We start from the raw sequence: 22,784 nt of genomic DNA on the forward strand, positions 1-22,784 counted from the left end.
GATCCGGCCGGCTGGATGTGGACATCTGGATGCGGACATCGGAACGAGCTATCCCGATACGAGCTACCTCGATCCGCGATAGCTCGTTTCGAGGTAGCTCGTTAAGAGGTAGCATGCGGTGTCGACCACCCGCAAGGAGGACCATGCTGGAGCTGTCGATCCTGGGCTTCCTGGCCGAAGAGCCCCTGCACGGCTATGAGTTGAAGGAACGCATCAAAGCGCTGAGCGGCCATGTGCGGCCGGTCAGCGACGGCGCGCTCTACCCGGCGATCACCCGGCTGACCACGGCGGGTCTGCTCGACCAGCACACCGAGCCGGGCGCCGGCGCGGCCCCGCGCCGGATCCTCGCCCTCACCGCCCAGGGCCGGGAGGAACTGCTCGCCCGCCTGCGCGACCTGAAGCAGACGGAGATCACCGACCAGGTGCGCTTCAACACCGTCCTCGCGTTCCTGCGCCACCTGCCCGACCGGCACGAGCAGGCCGCGGTGCTGCGCCGCCGGCTGGACTTCCTGGAGACCCCCACGAGCTTCTTCTACGACTCCGGCAGACCGGTGCGCGCCGAGGAGGCGGACGACCTGTTCCGCCAGGGCATGCTGCGCGTGGCCCGGGCGACGGGCGAGGCCGAACGGGCCTGGCTGCGGGAGGCCGTCGAACTGCTCGACCGGCCGGAGTGAGAGCGCGCACGCCCCGGGCCCGGGTCAGCCCAGCTGCTGCCGCAGATACTCGCGCCACTGCTCGGTGAAGGCCTCCGGTGTCGTCCCCAGCACCTTCCGCATCGCCTCCTCCACCGCCCCGGCCCGCTCGCGGTGCTCCCCGACGGCCCGGTAGAACGCGCCGAGCCGGTCCTCACCCCAGTGGTCGGAGATCATCCGGCAGGCCGTCCAGCCGCTCTCGTAGGAGCGGGCCAGGCGGCTCGCGTCGCCGGTGAACCCGAAGTCCTCGTCGGCCGGGAGGGCGGTGGGGACCCGGTCGTCGGCGACCGCGCGGGACAGCTCGGGAGCGGCCTCGGCGGGGGTGCGGCCGGCGGCGCGGTAGCCGACCCAGTCGGCGTACCCCTCGGAGAGCCACAGGGGCGTGGCCGCGGTGGTGCGGGCGCGGGTGGCGACATGGGTGGTCTCGTGGGTGACGACGACCTGTTCGCCGAGATCGCCGAGAAGCGCGAACGCGTCCGGGTTGACGATGATCCGGTCCGCCGGCGCCCGGGTCCGGGACCCCGTCTCGCCGGTGGTGACCGCCGCGATCCCGCGGTAGGACGAGGCGGGCGAGCCGAGCAGCCCCGCCATCCCCTCCAGCGACTTCGGCACGACCAGCACGACCCGCCGGTCCCAGTCGGTGCCCCACGCGTCCGACACGGCCGGCACGGCACGGTCGGCCAGGTCCGCGAAGTCCCGCAGCGACTGCCCGGACCGGCCGACGCCGAGCACGAGACTGCTCCGGCCCCGCACGAGGTGCACCGTCCCCTGGTCCCACAGCTGCTGCGCCGACTTCTTCGCGGGCCGGTCGGTGACGACGGACCACCGCCCGTCCGCGTCCCGGCTCAGCCGCAGGGTGCGCCCCGTGGTCACCGGTGCCTGGTCGTACCCGGCGACCCGGTAGCGCAGCTCGGCGTCGGCGGTGGCCGAGTCGCCGGTGCGGCGCACCGCGGTCACCCGGTAGGACCATGCGGCCACGGGCACCGCGCGCAGGTCGGCGAAGTCAGTCCCCGCGCCCGTGCGTTCATAGGCCCGCGCGTCACGGCCGACGACCGCCGCGGCCCGCCGGTCCAGGAGCCGCTGCACCTCGGCCGTGGCACTGTCGGCCGCGGGCCGCCCGCCGCACCCGGCCAGGGCGACGAGCAGCACGACGAGCGCCACCAGCGCGGACCCCGACCTTCGACCAGCCACGTTCCCGATCGTACGGGCGCCGGGCCCGGCCGGTCAGACCCTGGTGACCGACGAGACGGGCATCATCCCGACCGGGTCGTAGCGCACGGGCGCGCCGGGGTAGGGCGCGTGGATGACCTGGCCGTTGCCCATGTACATCCCGACATGGCTGGCGTCGCCCCGGTAGACGACCAGGTCACCGGGGCGCGCCTGGGACAGCGGCACCTGCCGGCCGGCGTACCGCTGGGCCTGCGAGGTGCGCGGCAGGGCCACCCCTGCCTGCGCGTACGACCACTGCATCAGCCCCGAACAGTCGAAGCCGGAGGGTCCGTTGGCGCCCCAGACGTAGGGCTTGCCGAGGGCGCTGCGGGCGGCGGCGACGGCGGCCGAGCCGCGTGCCGAGGCGGCGGCGTCACCGCCGAGATCGGGCAGGCCGGGGCGGCCGGAGCGGGAGGCGCGGCCGTAGGCGTCGCGCTCGGCGTCCGGCAGGGAGCCGAGCAGCCGCCGGGCCGCCGCGAGCTTGTGCTCGACGGTCTTCTTGTGGTCCGCCACGGCCTTGCGGCTCGTCTCCAGCTCGCGGAGCTTCCCGGCGGCCTCCTCCCGGTCCTGGGCGAGTTCGCGCATGGCGCCCTGGAGCGCCTTCAGCTCACCTGCCTGGTGGGCGGTGAGACGGTCGAGCCGGGAGGCGTGGTCGAGGTAGTCGTCCGGGTCGTCGGACAACAGCAGGGCGAGGGACGGGTCGATGCCGCCCGAGCGGTACTGGGCGCCGGCGAGCGAACCGAGGGACTCGCGCATGGAGTTGACGCGCTCCTGCTGGCGGGCGACGCGGTCCCGGGCGATGCCGACCTCGGCACGCAGCCGGTCGGCACGTTCGTCGGCCGCGTTGTACGCCTCGGTGGCCTTCTCGGCCTGCTCGTAGAGGCGGTCCACGGTGGCCCGGGTATCGTCGTGCGGTGCGGCGGCTGCCGGTACCGCGCCCAGGGCGGCGGCCGTGACGGACAGGATGCTGACCGCGGCACCGGCGCCCCGGTCGAACCCGGACGGTGCAGGACGGCGATGGGACCCCACGGGAAGCCGCTCTCCTTCCGCTGGCGGACTGGAACGCGGCAGACAGTAGCCCCGCGACCGGGGGCCGCCAACGGCCATCCGTGGGTATCCAGCACGGCGCCCCGCCGCTGACGCAGGTCAATGGCGGGGCGTGGGCTCACTCGGGGCCGCCGTGATTCGCCCGAACGGCGGACACGGTGCCCTGTTCTCAAGCGTTGCGGAAGCCGGTCGTCAGACCCGGACGCCGAACATGAACGGGCCGCCGATGGTGCCCATCGACTCGTAGCGGACGACGGTGCCGGTGCGCGGGGCGTGGATGATCTGCCCGTTGCCGGCGTAGAGGCCGACGTGGTGCAGGTCGTTGAAGAAGAACACCAGGTCGCCGACCTTGAGCTGGCTGGTGGAGTAGATCTTGGTGCCGATCTGGGACTGCGCCTCGGAGGTGCGCGGGATCTGCATGCCGGCGGCGGCGTAGGCCCGGGAGGTGAGGCCGGAGCAGTCGAAGGAGCTCATGCCGGTGGCGCCGTAGACGTAGGGCTTGCCGAGCTGGCTCTGGGCGAAGGCGAAGGCGGCGGCGGCGCGGCCCGAGCCGGGCGGGACGTTGACGTCGAGGGCGTCGCGCTCGCTGGCCCGGCTGGCGCGGCTCTGCTCGGCGGCGAGTTCGGCCTTCTCGGCGGCGGTGAGGCTGTTGAGCAGCTTCTGCGCGGAGGAGAGCTTGCCCTGGACTTCCTTCTTCTTCTTGCCGAGTTCGGTCCGGGTGGAGGCGAGGTCCTTGAGCTTCTCGGAGGCCTCGGCGCGCTCCTGGGCCAGCTCGCGCTGCTTCTCCTGGACCTTCTTCAGCGCCTCGACCTGCTGGCTGCTCAACTGGTCGAGCGTGGAGGCCTTGTCGAGGTAGTCCTCGGGGTTCGCGGAGAGGAACAGCTGCACGGAGGGGTCGATGGAGCCGGTGCGGTACTGCGACGCGGCGGCGAGGCCCAGGCTGTCGCGGAGCTCGTTCAGCTCCTCCTGGCCGCGGGCCACGTTGTCCTGGATGGTGGAGATCTCCTTCTGGAGCTTCTCCTGCTTCTCCTTGGCCCCGTTGTACTTCTCGGTGGCCTGCTCCGCCTCTTCGTAGAGCTTGTCGACCTTGGTCTTGACCTCGTCCTTGCTCGGCTTCTCACTGGGCGCCGCGTTGGCGGCCTGCGAGCTGAAGGCGACGGCAGCGGCGGCGGCGGTGGTCAGCACGGTCACACGTGCGCGGCTCGGCTGCTTCGGACGACGGTGTGACGCCACGGGTGACAAGCTCCTTCTGGCCCCTCCGCCGTCTCTCCCGATGAGTGATCACCCGAGCGGAGGTTCGGCCCGACCCTAGTGACCTTCCTGTGATCAGTTCAAATCCTCAGATGAAAAATCGCGTCACGGTAGGCCATCTTTTCCTCTGGACTCACGGGCGGTGAGACCCACTTGACACACCGTGGCCCACAGGTCACACCAATTCGGGCATCACGCCCGGACGTTACGGATGGTGCGTACACCCCCTAGGCCCGTGAAAGCCGCCTGAGGAGCATCGCGGAGGCGACCGGGCGGGCACCGGCCCGGGCCACGCCGTCGGCGACCTCGCGGTCGGTGGACGCAACGATGACCGGGCGCCCCGGCGGTTCGGCGCGCACCAGCTGGCGGATGAGCTCGTCGGCGGTGACGCCGGGCTTCGAGAACAGCACGCGCACGCCGCGCGGCGGGGCGAGCAGTACCGGCGCGGCCAGCTCGGCGCCGTCGAAGACGCAGGTCACCTCGGCGCCGCTCTGCGCGGCCAGTTGGGAGAGCTGCCCGAGCAGCCGCAGGCGCTGCTTCTCCAGCGGCATCTGCGGATAGCCGGTCTTGGTGACGTTGTAGCCGTCGACGACCAGATGGGCCTGCGGCAGCGCCAGCAGCTGGTCGAGGACCTGCGGGTCGTCCTCCGACAGGGCGCGGGCGGCGATGTCCTTCGGGCTCATCCGGCCCGGCTCGACGGCGTCGACGGTCTCGGCGGGACGCACCGACACCGGGGGCAGGGCCAGTTCGCGGCGGAGCCCCTGGGTGGCGTCCAGCAGGGTGTCCAGCAGCAGCCGGACCCGCATGTCCTCGACGCTGCGGCCCTCGCGGGCGGCCCGGCGCGCGGCCTCCAGGGCGGCCTCGCTCTCGCCCAGGCGGGACTTGAGGCGCCGGGTCTCGCTCTCGGCGGCGGAGACCTGGGCGTGGCCCTCGGCGCGGACGGCCTCGATCTCGCCCTGCGCCTTGCGCAGGGCGGCCTCGCCGCGCTTGACGTCGCTGAGGGCGGCGCGCAGCTTGCGGTGCAGCGACTCGGCTTCCTTCTTGGCCGATTCCAGCTCCGTGCGCAGCCGCTCGGTCTCGGCCCGGGTGTGGTCACGGGCCCGGTCGAGCTCGGCGCGCAGCCGCTCCACCTCGGCCCGGCTCTCCTCGTCGGCGCGCTCGGCGTCGGCCCGCTGGGCCTCCTCGCCGGCGGCGGTCACGAGCTTCACCCACCCGAGGGGCCGCAGTACGTAGGCCGCGGCCGCCACATCGAGCGGGTCCGCGGCCGGGGGCGGGGAGCCTGAGTCGAGGGCGCCGGTCAGCTCCGGCTGGGTCTCTCTGAGCTTCTCCGCGATGCGCTGCCGGAACAGTGGATCGGTCTCCAGCGCGGCCGCCATCGCGTTGCCGGCGAACTTCGCCCGGCGGTTCGGGGCGAACCGGGCGTACTGCCTCAGCTGCGCGGGCAGCTCGCCGACCGTCAGCGAGCCGAAGCCGTCGGAGACGATCTGCACCACCCTGCGGCGCACGCCGTCGGGCAGCGGACGGTCGAGCACCTCGGCGGCGCCGTCGCCCGGCCCCCCGCCCGTGGTCTCCACCATCCGTCACACCCCAATGCCTGTGCGGGGGCCTGCTCCGCTCAGGAGCCGGCGCCCGGCCTGTCCACGAGTTCCACCTGGTCCACCGCGTTACACCAGCGGCAGCGCACCGACTCGATGGTCTCACTGAGGACCTCGCGCTCCTCGACCTTTGGCTCTCCGGCCAGGTCGAGGTGGACGTACTCGACGACCTTCGACGAGCGGGTCACGTCGAACCTCGTGAGGTTGCCGCAGAGGGTGCAGCGCCACCGCGTCTCGGCGGTCGGCAGGGGAACCGTCATCGTGACCTGTTCTCTTTCCTTCTAGTGTCCGTGACGCGACCGGCATCCCCGGTGCGTGTGGTCCGTAACCCTACGGCCTGGCGGGTACCCCCCGCCCGCGCGTCCACGGCGGCGAGGCGGTCTGGGCGGTTGCGTCCGGTTACGTCATGCTCTGTATTCATGATCCGCAAGTGGAGTACGTCGATCGTCCGGGCCGGCAGATCGGTCGGGCGGTCGTCGGCGCCGGTGACGTACACCCTGATCGCCCTGTGCTGCCTGGCCTTCCTGGCCGGACCCGCCTCGGGCCTGAACCCGGCGTACGGCACGGGCGACGAACTGCTCGCCGTGCAGCGGGCCTACTTCCGGCGCTGGGGGGTGATCCCCGCAGAACTGTTCGAAGGGTCCGCCAGGCCGGCCCTCACCCCCGCGACCGCGCTCTTCGTCCACGGCAGCTGGGTGCATCTGCTCGGCAACATGCTCTTCCTCTACGTCTTCGGGGCGATGGCCGAGGAGCGGATGGGGCGAGTGCAGTTCACCCTGTTCTACGTCGGCTGCGGCTACCTCGCCCTGCTGGGCTACGCCGTGGCCAACGCGGGCTCCGAGCAGTCCCTGGTCGGCGCCTCGGGGGCGATCTCGGCGGTGCTCGGCGCGTTCCTGTACCTGTTTCCGCGGGCCCGGGTGACGAGTCTGCTGCCGTTCCTGTTCTTCCTTCCGGTGCGCTTCCCGGCGTGGGTCGTGCTGCCGTTCTGGGCGGCGCTCCAGTGGCTGGCGGCGGGGCGGGCCACGGACGGGCCGGGGGTGGCCTACCTCGCCCACCTGATCGGATTCGCCCTGGGCTTCGGCTATGCGTCGGTCCGCTACGGCCGCCCCACCGGCCCTACTAGAGTGAAGGCCGCCCCTGCTCCGGCCCCCGAGGGAGAGAACCAGCCGTGATCACCGCGATCGTCCTCATCAAGACCAGCGTGGACCGGATCCCCGAGATCGCCGAGTCGATCGCGGCGCTGGACAGCGTCAGCGAGGTCTTCTCCGTGACCGGCACGTACGACCTGATCGCGATGGTCCGGGTGAAGGAGCACGAGGACCTGGCGGAGGTCATCCCGGGCCGCATCAGCAAGATCCCCGGGGTGGAGGGCACGGACACGCACGTGGCGTTCCGTACGTACTCCCAGCACGACCTGGAGGCGGCGTTCTCGATCGGGCTGGACAACTAGGGGCTGTTCCGGGTCTGGGGCGGGCCCTGGATGCGGGGTCCTGGATGCGGGGCCCTGGATGCGGGGTCCGGGCCGGTGGGGCCGGATCCCGCTCGGCGGGTCCCCATCCCGCATGGCAGCTCCCGGATGAAGAGTTCTTCATCCGGGCTTCATCCCGCTGCCCGGGTTCCGTGCCCAGGATCGGGCGCATGGTCTTCTCTCGCCGGATGGCGGCGCTCTCCGCCGTCGTGCTGATTCCGCTCGGCATCGCCGCGACCAGCTACGCCCTCGCGGACCGCCCCGAGTCGCCCAGAGTGCCTTCCCAGAAGGTGGAGCTGGAGCACGGCTCGCCCACCCCCACGCTCCGGCCCGGCCAGAAGGCCACACCGGGTGACGAGGTCGTGTCGCGGCCTCCGGTGACCGACAGCTCTGCGAGTGACGATGACGACGACGGCGGCCAGGGCAGCGGAGACGACGGACGGGGCGACGACGAGCCGGGCGACGACGGGCCGGGCGACGACGGCTGACACCGGCCGCCGCCGGGTCTCCGCCCGGGTCCGGATCCTGCTGTGGTTGCTGCTCGTGATGGCGCTCGCGCTCGCCGCCGTGGCCATGACCACACGCTCGCTGCTGCTGCGGGACGTCGACCACCGCGTCGACCGCCTGCTCACCCAGGAGACCGGCGAGTTCGCCAACTTCGTGGAGCGCGGCGCCGATCCACGCACGGGCCGCCCCTTCACCGACGCGAACCGGCTGCTGACGGTGTTCCTGGAGCGGCAGTACCCCGACGCGGACGAGGAGCTGATCGGCCTGGTCGGCCGGGTGGGTACCGGCCCCCGGCAGATCCGCCAGCCGCACGACCTGCCCGTCACCCTGCCCCTGCACAAGGACGCCGGCGCCCGGGCCCGTGTCTTCGGCTCGGCCGGGTCCTCCGGCGTGCTCGACCGGCCGCAGGGCGAGATCCGCTGGGCGAAGGTCACCGTGGCCCAGCCGGGCCTGGGGCCGAACGCCGCGTTCGTCGTGGCGTTCCACCCCGAGCGGGAGAAGGACCGGGTGAACAGCGTGTTCCGCACGCTGCTCGGCATCTCCGGAGCGGCCCTGCTGCTGACCGTCGGCATCGCCTGGGCGGTCGCCGGGCGGATCCTCAAACCGGTGCGGGTGGTGCGCGCCGCGGCGGCGCAGCTGACCGAGCAGGACCTCACCCGCCGGATCCCGGTGCACGGCCACGACGACATAGCGGCGCTCGCCGAGACGTTCAACGGCATGCTCGACCGGCTGGAGCGGGCCTTCGCCGCACAGCGCGAGTTCGTCGACGACGCCGGCCACGAACTGCGCACCCCCATCACCATCGTGCGCGGGCACCTGGAGGTCATGGGCGACGACCCGGCCGAACGCGAGGAGACCGTCCGGCTGGTCACCGACGAGCTGGACCGGATGAGCCGCATCGTCGAGGACCTGCTCCTGCTCGCCCGGGCCGAACGCCCCGACTTCGTCTCCCCCGAGCCGTTCCAGGTCGCCGAACTCACCGCCGACGTCTACGTCAAGGCCCGCACCCTGGGCGACCGCGACTGGCGGCTCGACGCGGTCGCCGACCTGGAGGCCGAACTGGATCCGCAGCGCATCACCCAGGCCATGGTGCAGCTCGCGCAGAACGCCGTGCAGCACACCGTGCCCGGCCAGACCATCCGCATCGGCTCCCGCACCGACGGCCCGGACCTGGAGCTGTACGTGGCCGACTCGGGGCCCGGTGTGCAGCCGCAGGACGCCGAGGTGATCTTCGAACGCTTCCGGCGCGGCACGGCCCGCCGGGGCGCCCGTGGCTCCGGCGCCGGACTCGGGCTGTCCATCGTCAAGGCCATCGCCGAGGGGCACCGGGGCCGGGTACGGCTGCACGGCACACCCGGCGGCGGCGCCACCTTCGCCCTCGTCCTGCACGCACCCCGGGCACCGGAAGGGGACCCCACGTGAACCGCATCCTCATCGTCGAGGACGAGGAGCGCATCGCCTCCTTCGTGGAGAAGGGCCTGCGCTCCAACGGCTTCACCACGACCGTCGTCACCGACGGCGACGCGGGCTACGAGTACGCCCTGACCGGCGGCTTCGACCTCGTCGTCCTGGACATCGGACTGCCCGGCCGGGACGGTTTCACGATCCTGCGGGAGCTGCGCGAGGCGCGGGTGTCGGTGCCGGTGATCGTGCTGACGGCGCGGGACTCCGTACGGGACACGGTGGCCGGTCTGGAGGGCGGCGCCGACGACTGGATGACCAAGCCGTTCCGGTTCGAGGAGCTGCTGGCCCGGGTGCGGCTGCGGCTGCGGACGGCGGCGCGGGCGCCGGAGGTGACCGTGCTCAGGTCGGGCTCCCTGAGCCTCGATCTCCGTACGCGCAGGGCCCGTTCCGGGGAGCGGACGGTGGATCTGACGGCCCGGGAGTTCGTGCTGCTGGAGCTGTTCCTGCGGCATCCGGGGCAGGTGCTGTCGCGGGAGCAGATCCTGTCCCATGTGTGGGGGTACGACTTCGATCCGGGGTCCAACATCGTGGACGTGTACGTACGGACGCTGCGCAAGAAGCTCGGGGCGGAGCGGGTGGAGACGGTGCGGGGGATGGGGTATCGGCTGCCCTACGCCCCTGAGGGCGCGTGAGAACTCCTTCATGCAAGGCTCATGGAGGGCTCACAGCCGTCACCGATCGTCTATGGCGTGACCCTGAATCCGCGCTCCGCCGCCGCCCTGTGCGTGGCCCTGTCGTTGTGTGCGCTCCTGGCCGTTCCCACGAACTTCCCCGGACTCGGCGGCGACGCGCGGCTCACGCTCGTCGTGTTCGTGCTCGCGACCTGCGCCTGGATCGCGACGCCGATCGACGACACGTACATCGCGCTCGGCGCCGGGCTCGCGCTCACCGTGACCGGGGTGATCAGCAGCGACACCCTGTTCGGGACCCTCGGTGAGGACACCGTCTGGCTGCTGATATGCGCGTTCGTGCTGGCGGCCGCGGTGAGCCGGACCGGGCTCGCGGGGCGGGCGGCGGTGTTCCTGGTGAGCGGGGCGCGCACCGTCCGGCAGCTGGTGCACCTGACGACGGCCGCCCTGGTCGTCACGGCGTTCGCGGTGCCCGCCACCTCCGGCCGGGCCGCGCTCGCGCTGCCGGTGTTCCTCGCCCTCGCCAAGGTCCTGACCGACCGGAAGCGACTCGTCGTGATGCTGGCCCTGCTGTTCCCGACCGTGATCCTGCTGTCGGCGGTGGCGACACTGATCGGCGCGGGGGCCCACCTGATCACGGTGTCGGTGCTGTGGGAGGCGACCGGACAGCACATCGGCTTCACGCAGTGGCTGCTGCTGGGCCTGCCGCTGGCCGTGGCCTCCTCCCATCTGGCGGCGGAGCTGGTGCTGCTGACGACGACCCGGCGCGAGGACCGCACCGGCCCCGTCCACATCACCCCCGAGCAGATCCAGCGGCACAGCGAACAGCCGGTCACCGGCGCCTGGAGCCAGGCCGAGAAGCGCTGCGCCCTGCTGCTGGCCACCGTGATCGCCCTGTGGTGCGGTGAGCCGCTGCACCATGTGCCGCCGGCCCTGGTCGCGCTGATCGGCGCGGTCATCGCCGCCTCGCCCGCCCTGGGCACCGTGCGGCTGAAGGACGCGCTGAAGACCGTCCCCTGGTCGCTGCTGCTGTTCATGGCCGCGACGATGGCGATGGGGGTCGCGCTCGCCGACTCGGGAGCGGCGAAGTGGCTGGTCTCCGGGCTGCCGGGCGGTGTGTCCCCGATGGTGTTCCTGGGGGCCGTGATCACCGTGAGCACCGCGGCCCACCTGGTCCTGCAGTCCCGCTCGGCCCGCTCGTCGGTACTGGTGCCGCTGGTCGTGGCGGCCGCCGTCGGCGCCGGGGTCAACCCGGTGGCCGCCGCGCTCGCCTCCACCGCCGCCGCCGGCTTCTGCCACACCCTGCCCGCCTCGGCCAAGCCGGTGGCGCTCTTCGCGCAGCTCCCCGGCACCCCGACCTACACGCCGCGCGACCTGCTGCGGCTGTCCGCCGTCCTGGCGCCGCTGACCGCCGCGCTCGTCCTGTTCTTCGCCGTGGCGGTGTGGCCGCTGCTCGGCGTCTCCGTCACCCGCTGAGGAGCTCTCATGCTGAACCGTGTCGTCGTGGCCCCCTGCGGCTTCAAGGAGTCCCTGTCCGCCGAGGCCGCCGCCGACGCCATCGCGGCCGGCGTGCGCCGGGTCCTGCCCGGCGCCGAGATCGACCTCGTCCCGCTGGTGGACGGCGGTGAGGGCACGGCGCTCGCCCTGGCCGCCGCGACCGGGGGACGCATCGTCCCCACCCCGGCGACCGGCCCGGTCGGGGAGACCCTCGCCGCGCACTTCGCCCTCCTCGGCGGCGGGGACACCGCCGTGGTGGAGATGGCGGCGGTCGCCGGCCTCTCGCTCGTCCCGCGCGGCCTGCGCGACCCGGGCGTCACGACCACGTACGGCGTCGGCGAGCTGATCCGCGCCGCCCTCGACACGGGCGTGCGGCGGATCCTGGTCGGCTGCGGCGACTCGGGCACCTCGGACGGGGGCGCGGGCGCCCTCCAGGCGCTCGGGGCGCGGCTGCTGGACGCCGAGGGGCGCGAACTCCCCCACGGCGGCCGGGCGCTGACGCGCCTGCACCGCGTCGACCACACCGGCCTCGACCCCCGGCTGGCGGAGGTGGAGCTGCTCGTCGCCTGCAACCCGTACAACGTGCTGTGCGGTGAGCGGGGCGTGGCCCGGGTCTTCGGGCCGCAGAAGGGCGCGACGCCCGCGCAGGTGGAGGAGCTGTCGGCGGCCCTGGAGAACTGGGCGTTCGTCCTCACCCGCGACGCCGCCGTACCGGGCGGCGACCTGCGCTCAGGGCCCGGTACGGGAGCCTCCGGCGGTCTGGGGGCGGGGCTTGCCGCCCTGGGCGCGCGGCTGCTCCCCCGCTTCGACGTGCTGCTGGACCACCTCGACCTGGACGCCCGGCTGGCCCGTGCCGACCTGGTCGTCACCGCCGAAGGGGCCCTGGACCACCAGACGCCGCGCGGCAAGGTCCCCGCCGAGGTGGCCCGCCGCGCCAAGCTGCACGGCCGGCCCGTCCTCGCCCTGGCCGGGACACTCGGCGAGGGCGCGGGCGACGTGCCGGGCGTGGACGCCTGTCACGGCATCCTGCCCGCCCCGATGGAGCTTGCCGAGGCCCTGCTGCGCGCGAGCGAACTCCTCACGGACGCCACCGAACGGGCCCTGCGGATGATCGTCCTGGGCGCCCGGCTGCCGGCTCAGGCGGAGGTGTCCGGCACGCAGCGCCCGTCCTCCGTGCGGTAGTTCCACTTCGCCCCGTCCGACACGAGCTCCTTCACGGCCCGCACGAAGCGCTCCACGTGCTCGTCCGGCGTGCCGGCGCCGAAGCTGACCCGGATGGCGTTGAGCGACTTCTCCCCGGGCGCGGCCTCCGGCGCCCCGCACTCCCCCTGCGTCTGCGGGTCGCTGCCGAGCAGGGTGCGCAGCAGCGGGTGGGCGCAGAACAGCCCGTCGCGTACGCCGATGCCGTACTCGGCGGACAGGGCGGCGGCGAAGTGGGAGCTGTTCCAGCCCTCGACGACGAAGGAGAGCACCCCGACGCGTGGCGCCTCGTCCCCGAAGAGGGACAGGAACCGCACCTCGGGGACGTCGGCGAGGCCGTCGCGCACCACCTGGACCAGGTGCTGCTCACGGGCGACGAGGGCGTCGAAGCCGGCCTCGGTCAGCGCCTTGCAGGCCGAGGCGAGGGCGTAGGCGCCGATGACGTTCGGTGACCCGGCCTCGTGGCGGACGGCGCTGTCGTGCCACTCCACGTCCACTGCGCCGTCCTGGCGCCGGCCGACCTTGCGGCTGGCGCCGCCGCCCGCGAGGTACGGCTCGGCCGCGCGCAGCCAGTCGGCCCGCCCGGCCAGGACGCCCGAGCCGAAGGGCGCGTACAGCTTGTGCCCGGAGAAGGCGACCCAGTCGACGTCGAGGCCGGCGACGGAGACCTGGTGGTGCGGGGCCAGCTGGGCGGCGTCCAGGACGATGCGCGCACCGTGGGCGTGCGCGGCCGCCGTGAGCTCCCGCACGGGCCACAGTTCACCGGTGACGTTCGAGGCGCCGGTGACACACACGAGGGCGGGGCCGTGCGGGTCGCGGTCGGCGAGGGCGCGCTCCAGGGTCTCGACGGCCTCGCGGGGGCTGCGCGGCGCGTCGAGGTAGGTCACCCCGGCGCCGCGCCAGGGCAGCAGGGCGGCGTGGTGCTCGGTCTCGAAGACGAAGACCTGGCAGTCGGCGGGGAGCGCGGCGGCGAGGAGGTTGAGGGAGTCGGTGGTGGACCGGGTGAACACGACCTGGTCGTCCTCGCGGCAGTCGAGGAACTCCGCGACGGTCCGGCGGGCGTTCTCGAACAGCTCGGTGGAGAGCTGGGAGAGGTACCCGGCGCCGCGGTGGACGCTGCCGTAGTACGGCGCGTAGGCGGCGACGTCGTCCCAGACCCGCTGGAGCGCCGGGGCGCTGGCGGCGTAGTCGAGGGCGGCGTAGGTGACCTCACCGCCGGTCACGAGCGGCACGGTGACATCCCGCCCCAGAACGGGCAGCGGGGCACAAACGGACCGGTCGGCGGCAAGGGTGGAGACAGACATGGCGGAACTCCCGTGAAGGCAGGTGGAATCCACCCGCGAGCGCGTACGGCTCAAGCGGGGGAAGGAAGGGGAAAGGGGGTGCGGAGGCGGGGCTCTGCGGCCCTATCGCATTCGCTGGTTCACGGAAGACTCCTCGTCACGCGCTTGCCACAGACCTCGCTGCCTGCGGCCCGGTCTTCACCCGGGGCACCCCGCCACGGACGGAGGGTTGCCGGACAGTCGGCCGGGGCCTTGTGACTGTCACTCATGACCTGATCAGGAACGTACGCGAAGAGATCGGCGTCCCGCAACCCGAGTCCGGATCGCGGGACGCCGTCCGGTGGTTCCCTACCGGTTGCTCGCGGCCACCCAGCGCTCCAGCGTGCGCTTGGCCGCGCCCGAGTCGATCGACTCGGCCGCCTTCACCATCGCGGCGCGGATCTGCTCGGCCAGCGGCGCGTCCGTCGGCTCCAGGGCCACCAGGGCCGCCGCCGAGTTCAGCACCACCGCGTCCCGCACCGGCCCCGTCTCGCCGTCCAGGAGGCGCCGTGCGACCTCGGCGTTGTACGAGGCGTCGGCGCCGCGCAGGGCCTCCACGGGGACCAGTTCGAGGCCCACGTCACGCGGGTCGAAGGCCTCCTCGGTGACCGTGCCGTTCCGGACGATCCACACCCGGGAGGTGGCCGTGGTGGTCAGCTCGTCCAGACCGTCGTCGCCCCGGAAGACCAGGGAGGAGTTGCCGCGCTCGGCGAAGACGCCCGCGACGATCGGCGCCATGCGCGGGTCCGCGACGCCGACGGCCTGGGAGCGGACCCGGGCCGGGTTGGTGAGCGGACCGAGGGCGTTGAAGACCGTGCGGATGCCCAACTGGCCGCGGGCGGCGCCCGCGTGCCGCAGCGCCGGGTGGAACTTCACCGCGAAGCAGAAGGTGATCCCGGCCTCCTCGGCGACCTCCGTCACCCGGTGCAGGGGCAGCTCCAGGTTGACGCCGAGCTTCTCCAGCACGTCGGAGGCCCCGGACGCCGAGGACGCGGCGCGGTTGCCGTGCTTGACGACCTTGGCACCGGTGCCGGCGACGACGATCGAGGACATCGTGGAGATGTTGACGGTCTTGGCGCCGTCACCGCCCGTGCCGACGATGTCGACCGTCGCCCCGGGCACCTCGATGACGTTGGCGTGCTCGTACATCGTGCGCACCAGGCCGTTGATCTCCTCGACGGTCTCGCCCTTGGCGCGCAGGGCCACGACGAACCCGGCGATCTGCGCCTCGGTCGCCTCTGCGCGCATGATCCGGTCCATCGCCCAGGCGGTGTCGTCGGCGCTCAGGTGCCTGCCGTCCAGCAGGCCGTTCAGCAGCAGGGGCCAGGAGCGGCCCGCCGCGGTGTCGCCTCCAGCGGGGGTCACAGCGCTCATAAGCCGCTCCAGGGTCAGGCGTCCCGTACTGCGGGACGAGAGTCTCAACGGGGTCCACCCTATCCAGCCCGGGACACGGCGAAGGGCCCCGTCCGGCTGGGGGCACCCCCTGCTCTTTTGAGCTTGGGGGACGGACGGGGCCCTTCGTGTGGCGTGGCGAAGCAGTGATCAGTGGTGGCCGTGGCCGCTCGTGATCTCCCGGTACTCCTCGGCGGTGGGCTTCGGGATCTGGGCACCCTCGCCGTAGTAGGCGTCGCTGAGCTTGGCGCGCAGCTTCTCGGAGCCCTTCACCTTGCGCTCGACACCGTTCTCGTCGACCGTCGGGCCGATCTCGGCCGGCTTGTACTGCTCGTGCGCCGTGAGCGTGTACATCTGCTCCTGGCTGAGCGGCTCGTGCACCTCGATGAACTCACCGTGCGGCAGGCGCTTGATGATGCCCGACTCGCGGCCGTGCAGCACCTTCTCCTTGTCCCGGCGCTGCAGGCCGAGGCAGATGCGCTTGGTGATCACGAAGGCGATGACCGGTCCGAGGAAGAACCCGATCCGGACGAACCAGGTGACCGAGTTGATCGACAGATGGAAGTGCGTGGCGACGATGTCGTTGCCACCGCCGATCAGCATGATGATGTACCCGGTCACCCACGCGACACCGACACCGGTACGGGTCGGGGCGTTGCGCGGACGGTCCAGGATGTGGTGCTCGCGCTTGTCCCCGGTGACCCAGGACTCGATGAACGGGTACAGGGCGATGATCCCGAGGAACACACCGAACAGCACCAGCGGGATGAACACGCCCAGGACGAGGGTGTGACCCCAGAGGTTGATCTCCCAGCCGGGCATCGCCCGGATGAGGCCCTCGGCGAAGCCCATGTACCAGTCGGGCTGGGCACCGGTCGACACCTGGTCGGGCCGGTAGGGGCCCAGGACCCAGATCGGGTTGATCGTCGCGATGCCGGCGAGGGCCGAGATGGCACCGAAGACCAGGAAGAAGAAGCCTCCGGCCTTGGCCATGTAGACCGGCAGCAGCGGCATGCCGACGACGTTCTTGTTGGTCCGGCCGGGACCCGCGAACTGGGTGTGCTTGTGGTAGAAGACCAGGATCAGGTGGCCGACCACGAGCCCGAGCATGATGCCCGGCAGCAGCAGGATGTGGATCGAGTAGAACCGGGCGACGAAGTCGGTACCCGGGAACTCCCCGCCGAACAGGAACATCGAGATGTACGTGCCCACGATCGGCACGGACAGGATCGCGCCCTGTGTGAAGCGGACACCGGTGCCGGAGAGCAGGTCGTCCGGGAGCGAGTAGCCGGTGAAGCCGGTGAACATGCCCAGGACGAACAGCAGGAAGCCGAACATCCAGTTGATCTCGCGCGGCTTGCGGAACGCGCCGGTGAAGAAGACGCGCATCATGTGCACGAACATGCCGGCGAGGAAGATGATCGCCGCCCAGTGGTGGATCTGCCGGATGAGCAGACCGCCGCGGACGTCGAAGCTGATGTCCAGCGTGGAGGCGAACGCCTCCGACATCAGCTGCCCCTGGAGCGGGACGTAACTGCCGTGGTACTCCACCTCGTTCATCGACGGGTGGAAGAACAGCGTCAGGTACACACCCGTGAGGATGATGATGATGAAGCTGTACAGGCAGATCTCACCGAGCATGAAGGACCAGTGGTCCGGGAAGATCTTGCGCATGTTGGCCTTGGCCAGGGAGTAGATCCCCAGGCGGCCGTCGGCCCAGTCGGCGACCCGCTCACCCGCGGGCGCCTTGCGTCGTGTCTGTGCAGTGCTCATCCGCGCTCCCAGAAAGCAGGGCCGACGGGCTCTTCGAAGTCGCCGAGCGCCTCGAGGTAGCCCTCGTCGTTCACGCCGATGCGGAGCTGCGGCAGGGCGTGACCGGCGGGACCGAAGATCACTCGGGCACCGTCGGAGAGGTCGAAGGTGGACTGGTGGCACGGGCAGAGCACGTGGTGCGTCTGCTGCTCGTACAGGGAGATCGGGCAACCGACGTGGGTGCAGATCTTCGAGTACGCGACGATGCCCTCGTGCGACCACTCGAGCTCGCGCTTGTCCTTGATGTTGTCCGGCTGGATCCGGACGATCATCAGGGCGGCCTTGGCGATCTCGTTCTGGAAGTCGTGGTCGTGCTCCTCCAGGCCCTCGGGCTTGGCGAAGGTCAGCGAACCGACCACGACGTCGGACGGACGCAGCGGCTCGTTGGTGTTCATGTTGACGAGCAGCTTGCCCTTGGACCACAGCGTGTGGCGGAGCTTGGTGCCCGGCAGCGGCCCGAGGTCGCGCAGCAGCACGACGCCGGAGAGCGGCACCAGCGTGAGCGCGCCGAGCATCGTGTTGCGGATCAGCTTGCGGCGGCCGATCGCCGACTCCTTGGCGCCCTGCTTGAAGTCCGCGAAGACCTTCTCGCGGACCTCGGGCGTCGCCTCGATCGCGTGCCGCTCGTCGGCGACCTCCACGTCGGACATCAGGGTGCGCGCCCAGTGGACGGCGCCGGCGCCGATGCAGAACAGCGCGATGCCGAGCGTCATGCCCAGTGCGAAGTTCAGGGCGCTGATGTGGCCGAGCGGGAAGATGAAGACCGACTTGTCGACCGGGATCGCCACGAAGGAGGCGATGAAGCCGACCGTCGCCAGCATCGACAGGGTGAACAGGAAGGCGACCGAGCGCTCGGACCGCTTGGCGGCCCGCTCGTCGACGTCCTGGACCCGGTGCTCGTGGGGAGGCAGGCCCGGGTCGGCGAACGGGTTCTTGTCGTCCGCGACGCTCACCGCGCCGTGCCCGTGCTCGTCATGGCCTGCGGACTGCGCGGCAGGCAGGTTCTCTTCTGGAATGTCTTGGCTACTCATGACTTCTTGGCCTTTGCGGTCCGGGCGGCGACCCACACGGCGACGGCGATCAGACCGCCGAGACCGAAGATCCAGCCGAACAGGCCCTCGCTGACCGGCCCGAGGCCACCCAGTTCGAGGCCGCCGGGGCTCTCGGTCTTTTCGCTGTTGACCGCGTCGAGGTACGCGATGATGTCCTTCTTGTTCTTCTCCGACAGCGTGGTGTCGGGGAAGGACGGCATGTTCTGCGGGCCGGTCTGCATGGCCTCGTAGATGTGCTTCGGGGAGACGCCCTCGAGGGTCGGCGCGTACTTGCCGTGCGTCAGCGCGCCGCCCTTGCCGGTGAAGTTGTGGCACTGCGCGCAGTTGGTGCGGAACAGCTCACCGCCCTTGGCGATGTCGGCACCCTCGGGGCCGTACTGCTCCTCCGTCGGCACGGACGGACCGGCGCCCAGCGAGGCGATGAACGCCGCGAGCTGGTCGATCTCGGCCTGCGAGTAGATGTTCTTCTTCGCCGGGACCTGGGGGCCCTGGGAGGTGGCGGCCGGCATCCGGCCGGTGCCCACCTGGAAGTCGACGGCCGCGGCGCCCACACCCACCAGGCTCGGCCCGTCGGAGGTGCCCTGACCGCCGGTGCCGTGGCAACTGGCGCAGCCGACCGAGTAGAGCTTCTTGCCCTCCTCGATGGTGAGGGACTGGGCGGTTTCGTCGGCCTTCGCCTGGTCCGCGGGTGCGAACACGGCGTACAGCCCCCCGGTGCATGCCAGCGCGAGGAGTAGGACGACGAGCGCCGCCAACGGGTGGCGTCGTCGTGCGGAGAGCTTTTTCACGGATTACCCCGGTGTCAGGATCTTCTGCGTCGATGCTTCTGGGATGCGCGCTTCGTCGAGCACGCGCGGATGCGGGCCCTGCTACTTGATCATGTAGATCGTGGCGAAGAGACCGATCCAGACGACATCGACGAAGTGCCAGTAATAGGACACGACGATCGCGGCCGTCGCCTGCTCGTGGGTGAACCTCCGGGCCGCGTAGGTCCGTCCCAGGACCAGCAGGAAGGCGATGAGACCGCCCGTCACGTGCAGGCCGTGGAAGCCGGTGGTCAGGTAGAACACCGAGCCGTACGGGTCGGAGGACAGGGACAGGCCCGCCTCCTTGACCAGCTCCGTGTACTCGAAGACCTGACCGCCGATAAAGATCGCACCCATCACGAACGTGACGATGAACCACATCCGGAGCTTCTTCACGTCACCGCGCTCGGCGGCGAAGACGCCGAGCTGGCAGGTGAGCGAGGAGAGCACCAGGATGGTGGTGTTCGTCGCCGAGAACGGGAAGTTGAGATGGGCTGCCATCTCCTTCCAGTGATCGGGACCCGTCACCGATCGCAGGGTGAAGTACATCGCGAAGAGGGCCGCGAAGAACATCAGCTCGGAACTCAGCCAGATGATGGTTCCGACGCTGGTGAGGTTCGGCCGGTTGACCGACGGGTGCGCGTGCCCGGTTTCTACTGTCGTTGCTGTCGCCACGACCGACATTATGTCGGTCGCTTATCCCGCCCTCACTCCGGGGGGTGCCGTTCGGAGTGTCTTCCCCGGTCGTACCGGTGTTGACGTGGTGTTCAAGGGAGTAGCATCCGGCCCAACGGGCCTGTCCTTACGACGCTGACGTCACGGAGGAACAATGCAGCCGACCGCCACGGTGCTGGTCTACAGCGACGACTCCAACACCCGCGAGCAGGTGCGCCTCGCCACGGGACGGAGGCCGGCTCCGGACGTCCCCGTGGTGGAGTTCCTGGAGTGTGCGACTCCGGACGCGGTGCTGCGGGAACTCGACCGGGGTGGGATCGACGTCTGTGTGCTGGACGGCGAGGCCGTGCCGATGGGGGGTATGGGGGTCTGCCGGCAGATCAAGGACGAGGTGTTCGACTGTCCGCCGGTGCTGCTGCTGATCGGCCGGCCCCAGGACGCGTGGCTGGCGACGTGGAGCCGGGCCGAGGCCGCGGTGACCCTGCCGGTGGAGCCGGTGGAGTTCGCTGCCGCGTTGGCTTCTCTGTTGCGGGACAAGGCGGCTTTGAACGCCTAGCGGCTCGGTTCGCCTTGTTGTTCGGCGGCTGCGGGCGCGTGGGGGTTGTTCGCGCAGTTCCCCGCGCCCCTGAAGGGCGATGCCCCTGAGGGCGTCTAGACGCTCTGCGGCCTCAGGCGGGCCCTGTCGGCCTCTGTGGGGCCGTCCGCGGTGCCGCCCAGGAGCGCGCTGCCGGTGCGCCACTTCGCCCAGTCGAGGTTCCAGTCGCCGAAGCCGTTGCCGAAGGGGGCCATCGTGTCGCCGCCGGAGTTCACGACCTTGACGATGTCGCCCTCGCGGACGGTGTCGTAGAACCAGGCGGCGTTCTCGGTGCTCATACCGGTGCAGCCGTGGCTGACGTTGGCGAAGCCCTGGGAGCCGACGGACCAGGGGGCGGCGTGGACGTACTCGCCGCTGTTGGTGACGCGCACGGAGTGGTGGACGATCAGGTCGTAGAAGTCCGAGGCGCCGATGCTGGCACTGGTCATGCGGACGGTGCCCTCCTTGGCCAGCACGACCTTGACGCCGTTGCGGGTGTCGTAGCCGGGCATGCCCGTGGTGACGGGTATCTGCCGGACGACCTCGTCGTTCTTGTAGACGGTCATCTGGTGGGCGGCGGCGTCGGTGACGGCTATGAGCTTGTCCGCGGTGGTGATGGTCAGCGGCTTGGCCTTGCCGCCCCGCATCCGGTCGCCGATCTTGATGCCCTCCAGGTTGCTGTGGACCTGGACGGTCGCCTGGGCGGGCCAGTAGTCCTTCGGGCGGTAGTGGAGCTTCTTGTCGTCCACCCAGTGCCAGGCGCCGTCCGTGGCGGGCGTGGAGGAGACCTTGAGGGCGCGTTCCACGACGGCCCGCTGGGCCGTGTCCTTGACGGGCTGGCTCAGCTCGGCCGTGATGGGCTGGCCGACGCCGTAGGTGCCCGCCTTGGGGCCGAAGGAGACGTCCAGGCGCTTCTTGGTGGTGGGCTTGCCGGTGTCGAAGGTGACGACCTTGCGGCCGGGCGCCCCGTCCTCGTCCTCGGTGCTCACCCGGACCGTGTAGCTGGCATTGGCGGCCAGCGGGGTGGTGCTGTGCCAGCGGCTGCCGTCGGCGGCGAGTTCGCCCGCCACATAGCGTCCTGAGGCGTCATGGGCCGTGACGTCCGTGATGCGCCCGTCGGAGTCCTCGACGACCTCCAGGGGCTTGTCCGGGTCGGCCTTCTGGCGGCCGCCGTCGGGGGCGTTGAAGGAGATCTGGTCGGCCGCGTCGTAGGGGCGGGCGGCGAGCGGGTTGCCGTCCGAGCCGCAGGCGGTGACGCCCACGCAGAGGGCTGTCACCAGCAGCGTGCAGCTGACGGCGGTGCGGGGGCGGGATATCGCTGTGTGGCTCATGAGCTCACGCTAGGAAGCCCCGTCAACGGCGGCACGCCGAGTGACTCGTACGAGTGACAGGAGTTGGGGCGAAAAGCGGAGGCCCGGACGCTCCTCTCGGAGTGTCCGGGCCCCTGAACGCTCGACGCGTGCTACTGGGTGCGGTTCTCACCGCGGTAGTACTCGAAGACCCAGCCCCAGATGCCGATCAGGATGATCGGCAGCGAGAAGTACATCAGCCACCAGCCGATGGCGACGGACAGGAAGGCGAGGGCGCCTCCGATGCCGAGGGACAGCGGCTGCCAGCTGTGCGGGCTGAAGAACCCGACCTCGCCGGCGTCGTCCGCGACATCCGCCTCCTTGTTGTCCTGCGCACCGGCGTCCACCCGCTTGGCCGTGAAGCCCAGGTAGAAGCCGATCATGATGCACAGGCCGAAGGCCAGGAAGAGGGCTGTGGTACCGGCGGGCTCCTTCGACCAGAAGCCGTAGACGACCGCCATGACGAGCACGAAGACGCTCAGCCACATGAACATCTTGCCCTGGATCTTCACTTGCCGGCCTCCTTGCCGCCAGCGAGGGCCTTGTCGCCGTGGCCCACGTTCTCGAGCTGGTCGAGAGCTGCGATCTCCGGGTGGTGCAGGTCGAACGCCGGGGATTCGCTGCGGATCCGCGGCATGGTGATGAAGTTGTGCCGCGGCGGCGGGCAGGAGGTGGCCCACTCCAGGGAGCGGCCGTAGCCCCACGGGTCGTCGACGCCGACCGGCTTGCCGTACTTGGCCGTCTTCCACACGTTGTAGAAGAACGGCAGGATCGACATGCCGAGCAGGAACGAGCTGATCGTCGAGATCGTGTTCAGCGCGGTGAAGCCGTCGGCCGCCAGGTAGTCGGCGTAACGACGCGGCATGCCCTCGGCACCCAGCCAGTGCTGGACCAGGAACGTGCCGTGGAAGCCGATGAACAGCGTCCAGAAGGTGATCTTGCCGAGGCGCTCGTCCAGCATCTTGCCGGTCCACTTCGGCCACCAGAAGTGGAAGCCGGAGAACATCGCGAACACCACGGTGCCGAAGACGACGTAGTGGAAGTGCGCCACCACGAAGTACGAGTCGGAGACGTGGAAGTCCATCGGCGGCGAGGCCAGGATGACACCGGTCAGACCACCGAAGGTGAAGGTGATCAGGAAGCCGGTCGCCCAGAGCATCGGTGTCTCGAAGGACAACGAGCCCTTCCACATCGTGCCGATCCAGTTGAAGAACTTCACACCGGTCGGCACGGCGATGAGGAA

23 protein-coding genes and 1 riboswitch are annotated in these 22,784 nt (G+C 71.0%); of the genes, 9 read left to right on the top strand and 14 right to left on the bottom strand.

What is annotated here, in order from left to right; translation table 11 throughout:
* Positions 1–143 precede the first annotated feature (143 nt).
* On the top strand, positions 144–674 hold the full coding sequence (locus ACFZDE_RS32745; protein ID WP_391206144.1) for a helix-turn-helix transcriptional regulator: 531 nt from the start codon (positions 144–146) through the stop codon (positions 672–674).
* Between the two features lie 24 nt (positions 675–698).
* Here ACFZDE_RS32745 and ACFZDE_RS32750 read toward each other — a convergent pair whose 3' ends face one another.
* From ACFZDE_RS32750 to ACFZDE_RS32770, 5 genes are all read right to left on the bottom strand, one after another.
* On the bottom strand, positions 699–1,883 hold the full coding sequence (locus ACFZDE_RS32750; RefSeq protein ID WP_391206147.1) for a hypothetical protein: 1,185 nt from the start codon (positions 1,881–1,883) through the stop codon (positions 699–701).
* Positions 1,884–1,916: 33 nt separating this feature from the next.
* Positions 1,917–2,930, bottom strand: a complete 1,014-nt coding sequence (locus tag ACFZDE_RS32755) for an NlpC/P60 family protein (protein WP_391001966.1) — start codon at positions 2,928–2,930, stop codon at positions 1,917–1,919.
* Positions 2,931–3,140: 210 nt separating this feature from the next.
* Positions 3,141–4,181 carry an NlpC/P60 family protein gene (locus ACFZDE_RS32760; protein WP_391001964.1) on the bottom strand — a complete coding sequence of 347 codons (1,041 nt, stop codon included), beginning with the start codon at positions 4,179–4,181 and terminating at the stop codon, positions 3,141–3,143.
* 245 nt (positions 4,182–4,426) lie between these two features.
* On the bottom strand, positions 4,427–5,776 hold the full coding sequence (locus tag ACFZDE_RS32765; RefSeq protein WP_391001962.1) for an NYN domain-containing protein: 1,350 nt from the start codon (positions 5,774–5,776) through the stop codon (positions 4,427–4,429).
* A 38-nt stretch (positions 5,777–5,814) separates the two neighbouring features.
* Positions 5,815–6,054, bottom strand: a complete 240-nt coding sequence (locus ACFZDE_RS32770; protein WP_003989675.1) for a hypothetical protein — start codon at positions 6,052–6,054, stop codon at positions 5,815–5,817.
* 159 nt (positions 6,055–6,213) lie between these two features.
* Here ACFZDE_RS32770 and ACFZDE_RS32775 point away from each other — a divergent pair, with 159 nt between their 5' ends.
* The 7 genes from ACFZDE_RS32775 to ACFZDE_RS32805 all read left to right on the top strand — a co-directional run bounded on the left by ACFZDE_RS32775 (position 6,214) and on the right by ACFZDE_RS32805 (position 12,541).
* A complete protein-coding gene (locus tag ACFZDE_RS32775) occupies positions 6,214–6,966 on the top strand; it encodes a rhomboid family intramembrane serine protease (RefSeq protein WP_391206150.1) in 753 nt (250 codons plus the stop codon).
* Positions 6,963–7,244, top strand: a complete 282-nt coding sequence (locus ACFZDE_RS32780; RefSeq protein ID WP_030848030.1) for an Lrp/AsnC family transcriptional regulator — start codon at positions 6,963–6,965, stop codon at positions 7,242–7,244. The genes ACFZDE_RS32775 and ACFZDE_RS32780 overlap by 4 nt, the downstream gene beginning before the upstream one ends.
* A gap of 188 nt (positions 7,245–7,432) precedes the next feature.
* The gene (locus tag ACFZDE_RS32785) at positions 7,433–7,750 is read left to right on the top strand and encodes a small secreted hydrophilic protein (RefSeq protein ID WP_391206152.1); all 318 of its coding nucleotides are present in this window, start codon (positions 7,433–7,435) and stop codon (positions 7,748–7,750) included.
* Positions 7,665–9,191: an ATP-binding protein gene (locus ACFZDE_RS32790; RefSeq protein ID WP_391206197.1), complete on the top strand. Its 1,527-nt coding sequence runs from the start codon at positions 7,665–7,667 to the stop codon at positions 9,189–9,191. The genes ACFZDE_RS32785 and ACFZDE_RS32790 overlap by 86 nt, the downstream gene beginning before the upstream one ends.
* Complete coding sequence (locus tag ACFZDE_RS32795) at positions 9,188–9,865, top strand: winged helix-turn-helix domain-containing protein (protein ID WP_391206155.1); 678 nt, start codon at positions 9,188–9,190, stop codon at positions 9,863–9,865. Before ACFZDE_RS32790 ends, ACFZDE_RS32795 begins: the two co-directional genes overlap by 4 nt.
* A 57-nt stretch (positions 9,866–9,922) precedes the next feature.
* Positions 9,923–11,338 carry an SLC13 family permease gene (locus ACFZDE_RS32800; protein WP_391206158.1) on the top strand — a complete coding sequence of 472 codons (1,416 nt, stop codon included), beginning with the start codon at positions 9,923–9,925 and terminating at the stop codon, positions 11,336–11,338.
* Between the two features lie 9 nt (positions 11,339–11,347).
* Complete coding sequence (locus tag ACFZDE_RS32805; RefSeq protein ID WP_391206161.1) at positions 11,348–12,541, top strand: glycerate kinase; 1,194 nt, start codon at positions 11,348–11,350, stop codon at positions 12,539–12,541.
* Here the strand turns inward: ACFZDE_RS32805 and ACFZDE_RS32810 are convergent.
* The 6 genes from ACFZDE_RS32810 to ACFZDE_RS32835 form a co-directional block, all read right to left on the bottom strand.
* Positions 12,496–13,863, bottom strand: coding sequence for an aminotransferase class V-fold PLP-dependent enzyme (locus ACFZDE_RS32810; RefSeq protein ID WP_391206164.1), 1,368 nt, complete (start codon positions 13,861–13,863; stop codon positions 12,496–12,498). The genes ACFZDE_RS32805 and ACFZDE_RS32810 overlap by 46 nt on opposite strands.
* Before the next feature lie 135 nt (positions 13,864–13,998).
* Positions 13,999–14,115, bottom strand: a riboswitch (SAM riboswitch).
* 75 nt (positions 14,116–14,190) lie between these two features.
* Positions 14,191–15,255: an anthranilate phosphoribosyltransferase gene (gene trpD, locus ACFZDE_RS32815; protein ID WP_391001947.1), complete on the bottom strand. Its 1,065-nt coding sequence runs from the start codon at positions 15,253–15,255 to the stop codon at positions 14,191–14,193.
* Positions 15,256–15,423: 168 nt separating this feature from the next.
* Positions 15,424–17,046, bottom strand: coding sequence for a cytochrome b N-terminal domain-containing protein (locus ACFZDE_RS32820; RefSeq protein ID WP_391001945.1), 1,623 nt, complete (start codon positions 17,044–17,046; stop codon positions 15,424–15,426).
* Positions 17,043–18,116, bottom strand: a complete 1,074-nt coding sequence (locus ACFZDE_RS32825; protein ID WP_391001943.1) for a Rieske 2Fe-2S domain-containing protein — start codon at positions 18,114–18,116, stop codon at positions 17,043–17,045. Before ACFZDE_RS32825 ends, ACFZDE_RS32820 begins: the two co-directional genes overlap by 4 nt.
* On the bottom strand, positions 18,113–18,925 hold the full coding sequence (locus tag ACFZDE_RS32830; RefSeq protein WP_391001941.1) for a c-type cytochrome: 813 nt from the start codon (positions 18,923–18,925) through the stop codon (positions 18,113–18,115). The genes ACFZDE_RS32825 and ACFZDE_RS32830 overlap by 4 nt, the downstream gene beginning before the upstream one ends.
* 81 nt (positions 18,926–19,006) lie before the next feature.
* On the bottom strand, positions 19,007–19,627 hold the full coding sequence (locus ACFZDE_RS32835; RefSeq protein ID WP_033312739.1) for a heme-copper oxidase subunit III: 621 nt from the start codon (positions 19,625–19,627) through the stop codon (positions 19,007–19,009).
* A gap of 145 nt (positions 19,628–19,772) precedes the next feature.
* On the opposite strand from ACFZDE_RS32835, the gene ACFZDE_RS32840 reads away from it, so the two are divergent.
* Positions 19,773–20,174 (top strand): response regulator transcription factor, encoded by a 402-nt coding sequence (locus ACFZDE_RS32840; RefSeq protein WP_189589645.1) that lies wholly within the window; start codon positions 19,773–19,775, stop codon positions 20,172–20,174.
* A gap of 95 nt (positions 20,175–20,269) precedes the next feature.
* Here ACFZDE_RS32840 and ACFZDE_RS32845 read toward each other — a convergent pair whose 3' ends face one another.
* The 3 genes from ACFZDE_RS32845 to ACFZDE_RS32855 form a co-directional block, all read right to left on the bottom strand.
* A complete protein-coding gene (locus tag ACFZDE_RS32845; protein ID WP_391206168.1) occupies positions 20,270–21,523 on the bottom strand; it encodes an Ig-like domain-containing protein in 1,254 nt (417 codons plus the stop codon).
* A gap of 131 nt (positions 21,524–21,654) precedes the next feature.
* A complete protein-coding gene (locus ACFZDE_RS32850; protein ID WP_391001936.1) occupies positions 21,655–22,053 on the bottom strand; it encodes a cytochrome c oxidase subunit 4 in 399 nt (132 codons plus the stop codon).
* On the bottom strand, positions 22,050–22,784 hold a 735-nt coding region (locus ACFZDE_RS32855), incomplete at its 5' end, for a cbb3-type cytochrome c oxidase subunit I (RefSeq protein WP_391206176.1). The genes ACFZDE_RS32855 and ACFZDE_RS32850, both read right to left, overlap by 4 nt.

The sequence above is a fragment of the Streptomyces sp. NPDC007929 genome (assembly GCF_042959065.1).
GTDB lineage: Bacteria > Actinomycetota > Actinomycetes > Streptomycetales > Streptomycetaceae > Streptomyces.

Bases quoted from the DNA above. Each gene is read 5' to 3' on its own strand.
- ACFZDE_RS32745 (WP_391206144.1), top strand. From the start codon at position 144: ATGCTGGAGCTGTCGATCCTGGGCTTCCTGGCCGAAGAGCCCCTGCAC.
- ACFZDE_RS32765 (WP_391001962.1), bottom strand. From the start codon at position 5,776: ATGGTGGAGACCACGGGCGGGGGGCCGGGCGACGGCGCCGCCGAGGTG.
- ACFZDE_RS32770 (WP_003989675.1), bottom strand. From the start codon at position 6,054: ATGACGGTTCCCCTGCCGACCGCCGAGACGCGGTGGCGCTGCACCCTC.
- ACFZDE_RS32775 (WP_391206150.1), top strand. From the start codon at position 6,214: ATGATCCGCAAGTGGAGTACGTCGATCGTCCGGGCCGGCAGATCGGTC.
- ACFZDE_RS32785 (WP_391206152.1), top strand. From the start codon at position 7,433: ATGGTCTTCTCTCGCCGGATGGCGGCGCTCTCCGCCGTCGTGCTGATT.
- ACFZDE_RS32790 (WP_391206197.1), top strand. From the start codon at position 7,665: ATGACGACGACGGCGGCCAGGGCAGCGGAGACGACGGACGGGGCGACG.
- ACFZDE_RS32805 (WP_391206161.1), top strand. From the start codon at position 11,348: ATGCTGAACCGTGTCGTCGTGGCCCCCTGCGGCTTCAAGGAGTCCCTG.
- ACFZDE_RS32810 (WP_391206164.1), bottom strand. From the start codon at position 13,863: ATGTCTGTCTCCACCCTTGCCGCCGACCGGTCCGTTTGTGCCCCGCTG.
- trpD (WP_391001947.1), bottom strand. From the start codon at position 15,255: ATGAGCGCTGTGACCCCCGCTGGAGGCGACACCGCGGCGGGCCGCTCC.
- ACFZDE_RS32820 (WP_391001945.1), bottom strand. From the start codon at position 17,046: ATGAGCACTGCACAGACACGACGCAAGGCGCCCGCGGGTGAGCGGGTC.
- ACFZDE_RS32825 (WP_391001943.1), bottom strand. From the start codon at position 18,116: ATGAGTAGCCAAGACATTCCAGAAGAGAACCTGCCTGCCGCGCAGTCC.
- ACFZDE_RS32835 (WP_033312739.1), bottom strand. From the start codon at position 19,627: ATGTCGGTCGTGGCGACAGCAACGACAGTAGAAACCGGGCACGCGCAC.
- ACFZDE_RS32840 (WP_189589645.1), top strand. From the start codon at position 19,773: ATGCAGCCGACCGCCACGGTGCTGGTCTACAGCGACGACTCCAACACC.
- ACFZDE_RS32845 (WP_391206168.1), bottom strand. From the start codon at position 21,523: ATGAGCCACACAGCGATATCCCGCCCCCGCACCGCCGTCAGCTGCACG.